Source organism: Pseudomonas sp. SDO5522_S412 (assembly GCF_054071215.1).
In genome coordinates this window covers 1-2,247 of the sequence record NZ_JBSVWQ010000412.1, presented here as the reverse complement: position 1 = coordinate 2,247, position 2,247 = coordinate 1, and the positions used below count along the sequence as shown (strand labels likewise).

At 62.4% G+C, this 2,247-nt stretch carries 2 protein-coding genes; both read right to left on the bottom strand.

Annotated features, from left to right (window positions below):
- Positions 1-69: 69 nt before the first annotated feature.
- Positions 70-894 carry an ABC transporter permease gene (locus tag ACW9I6_RS32130; protein WP_003210970.1) on the bottom strand — a complete coding sequence of 275 codons (825 nt, stop codon included), beginning with the start codon at positions 892-894 and terminating at the stop codon, positions 70-72.
- A gap of 13 nt (positions 895-907) precedes the next feature.
- Positions 908-2,140, bottom strand: a complete 1,233-nt coding sequence (locus ACW9I6_RS32125) for an ABC transporter permease (RefSeq protein WP_003210972.1) — start codon at positions 2,138-2,140, stop codon at positions 908-910.
- Positions 2,141-2,247: the final 107 nt, after the last annotated feature.

The following is a 2,247-nucleotide window of genomic DNA, read 5'->3' as shown; positions in this document are numbered from 1 at the left end:
ATATCTCTGTTGACTGACAAACCGCCTTCGCGAGCAAGCCCGCTCCCACATTTTGATCTCTGTTTGGCTTTAGACCTGGGCCGTACGCAGTTTCTCGCTGCGCCCGCGCAGCCATTCCAGGGTCAGCAACAACACCACCGAGAACGCGATCAACAAGGTCGCTGCGGCGGCAATGGTAGGGCTGAGATTTTCACGGATGCCGCTGAACATCTGCCGTGGCAAGGTTGCCTGCTCGGGCCCGGCGAGGAACAGCGTCACCACCACTTCATCGAACGAGGTGGCAAAGGCGAACAGCGCCCCGGAGATCACCCCCGGGGCAATCAATGGCAAGGTCACCCGACGAAACGCCGTCAGCGGTGACGCGCCCAGGCTGGCCGCCGCCCGCACCAGGTTATGGTTGAACCCCTGCAAGGTCGCCGACACGGTGATGATCACAAACGGCACGCCCAGCACCGCGTGCACCACGATCAGCGAGAAGAAGCTGTTGCCCAGGCCCAGCGGCGCGAAGAACAGGTAACTGGCCACACCGATAATCACCACGGGCACTACCATCGGCGAAATCACCAGGGCCATCACCAGCGCCTTGCCGGGAAAGTGCCCCCGGGTCAGGCCAATCGCCGCCAGCGTGCCGAACACCATCGCCAGCACTGTAGCCGCCGGAGCCACGATGATGCTGTTCTTCAGGGCGCGCATCCATTCCGCCGAACCGAAGAAATCCTGGTACCAGTGCAGCGAGAAACCTTGCAGCGGGTAGACCAGGAAACTTCCACTGTTGAACGACAGCGGGATGATCACCAGCACCGGCAAGATCAGGAACAGCAGGATCAGGCCGCAGAGAATCCGCAAGCTGTAGAACCAGACCCGTTCCACGGGCGACATATAAGGGCTCAGCATCGCAACGGTCTCCTTAGCTCAGGCGCAGGCGGCTGGCGCCCACCAGCCAGTTGTAGATCAGGTACAGCACCACGGTGGCCAGCAGCAACAAGCCGCCCAAGGCCGTGGCCATGCCCCAGTTGATGCTGGTGTTGGTGTAGAAGGCCACGAAGTAGCTGACCATCTGGTCGTTCGGGCTGCCCAGCAAGGCCGGGGTGATGTAGTAGCCAATCGCCAAAATGAACACCAACAGGCAGCCGGCGCCTACGCCTGCGTAGGTCTGCGGGAAGTACACGCGCCAGAAGCTGGCGAATGGGTGGCAGCCCAGGGAGATTGCCGCCCGCATGTAGGTGGGCGAGATGCCTTTCATCACGCTGTAGATCGGCAAAATCATGAAGGGCAGCAGAATGTGCACCATGGAGATGTAGACGCCGAGCCGGTTGAACACCAGTTCCACCGGTTTATCGATCAGCCCCATGCCCATCAGCGCGCTGTTGATCAAGCCGCCGGACTGCAGCAACACGATCCAGGCCGCCACGCGCACCAGCACCGAGGTCCAGAACGGCAGCAGCACCAGGATCATCAGCAAATTGCTTTGCCGCGCCGGCAAGTTGGCCAGCAGGTAAGCCAACGGATAGGCCAGCAGCAGGCAGCACACGGTGATGACCAGGCCCATCCAGAACGTACGGGCGAAGATATCGAGGTAGATCGCCTGGTCCGGGGTGGCCGGGGCGATTTCGCCGAGGTCGTCGATGCGGTGATCGACGGCGGCCAGCAAGTAGTATGGCGTGAGGCTGCTGGTGTTGCGCCGGATCGCCTGCCAGTACGCCGGGTCGCCCCAGCGTTCGTCGAGGTTTTCCAGCGCTTCTTTATAGGAGGCAGGCGCTTCGGTGAACGGCAGCGCCCGCGCGGTTTTCGTCAGCAGGCTGCGATAGCCCGCCAGCTCCATGTTCAAGCGTTTGGAGAGGTCGCCCAGGGTCGAGTTTTTCCGGGCTTCGCCCAGGTCCTCGCTGATGGCTTGATACACCGGCTCGCCCGGCAAGCCACGACCGTCCCAGGCCGTCACCGCCACCACCGTGCGCGGCAGGCCGCCCACCACTTCCGGGTTGCCGACGCTTTTGTAGAGCAGCGCCACAATCGGTACCAGGAACACCAGCAGCAAAAACACCACCAATGGCGCGATCAGGGCCTGGGCCTTCCAGCGGTTGAGCCGCTCGGCACGCGCCAGGCGCTGTTTCAGGGTGGGGCTGGGAATGGCGAGGGCCATGGCGAACTCCGGGTTCTTAAACATGAATGCAAAACGTGGGTGTGGCGCTTGTCCTGTGGCGAGGGAGCTTGCTCCCGCTGGGGCGCGAAGCGGCCCCAAAAAATGGG